1 protein-coding gene is annotated in these 1,320 nt (G+C 40.9%); it reads left to right on the top strand.

Annotated elements, in window-relative coordinates:
• Positions 1 to 58: 58 nt before the first annotated feature.
• Positions 59 to 1,276 (top strand): ISL3 family transposase, encoded by a 1,218-nt coding sequence (locus tag N8M93_RS22570; RefSeq protein ID WP_261134892.1) that lies wholly within the window; start codon positions 59 to 61, stop codon positions 1,274 to 1,276.
• Positions 1,277 to 1,320 lie beyond the last annotated feature (44 nt).

The following is a 1,320-nucleotide window of genomic DNA, read 5'->3' as shown; positions in this document are numbered from 1 at the left end:
AGCTCCTATAACCTGTACACTTGAATTGACGAGAAACAAGAGTGGGGATAGGAGTTGTGTGTACGTGCATTTTAACATGGTTTTACCAGGATTAGAAGGTGTAAAGGTAACACGAGCTGAGGAGGTAGAGGGTGTTTTTCATCTTCATGTGGAGATCCCACGAAGACATCATCGATGTCCCTCCTGTAATAAACGGACCAATCGGGTTCATGATTACCGCCTTCAGAAAGTACAACACTTGAAGGTCTATGAACGAACCTCTTTTCTGTTTTATCGTAAACGACGGTATGTATGTGTGTGCGGGAAACGATTCTTCGAAAATAATACGCTAGTAGATCGTTATCAGCGCCATACGAGAGAATGGAATCAAGCTTTAGGTTTACGAATCATCCAGGGAAAGAATTTTAAAGATACCGCAGCACAGTTTCATACATCTCAAACAACGGCCATCCGTCGCTTTGATCAGATTGCAGCCCCAGCTTTGAAAGAAGTGGAGGAACTGCCTTCTGTCATTGCGATTGATGAATACAAAGGAGATACGAATGAAGGAAAATACCAGGTCATTATTGCGGATGGAGAAACCCATAGTCCGTTAGACATCCTTCCTGATCGTTCAGTGGAGACCGTAAAGAAATACTTACGAACCAGAGGTTCAAAGGTCAAAATGGTCATCATGGATATGAGTCCCTCTTTTGCCTCTGCCGTTAAGAAAGCCCTGAATGACCCTATAATCATAGCTGATCGCTTTCATTTTTGTCGTTATATCTACTGGGCTGTGGATCGAGTGAGAAAACGTGTACAAAAAGACTTCCACGATTATGATCGAAAGAAGTGTAAGCGTATGAGGCATGTATTTCATATGCCTTATGACAAGCTCAGTGAGAAACAACACTGGCACTTAGAACGCTATTTAGGACTATCTGAAGAGTTAAGAATCGCTTATGGATTAAAAGAAGCTTTCAGGATATGGTTTGAAAAGGCAAAAGACTCGAAGAGAAGCATGAAACAGATCAAAGAAGGTTTATACCAATTTTACGACCAAGTCAATGCCTCAGGACTGGAAGAGTTTATTAACACAATCCTGACCTTTCAAAATTGGCAGGTGGAGATTTTAAACAGCTTTGCATTTGATTACAATAATGGCTTCATAGAAGGGCTCAACAACTTAACCAAAGTAATTAAGCGTAACGCCTTTGGTTTCCAACGACATGACCGTTTACGATTACGTATATTATTGCACCATCAATTTAAAGATTTAGAATTTCAAGTAGGTTAAGGGATAGGAGCACGATCTCCTACCCCAACAATTGACGTAGAACC

The organism is Bacillus sp. Marseille-Q3570, assembly GCF_946151055.1.
Classification (GTDB): Bacteria; Bacillota; Bacilli; order Bacillales; family Fictibacillaceae; genus Pseudalkalibacillus.
This window is presented reverse-complemented; position numbering and strand designations above follow the sequence as displayed.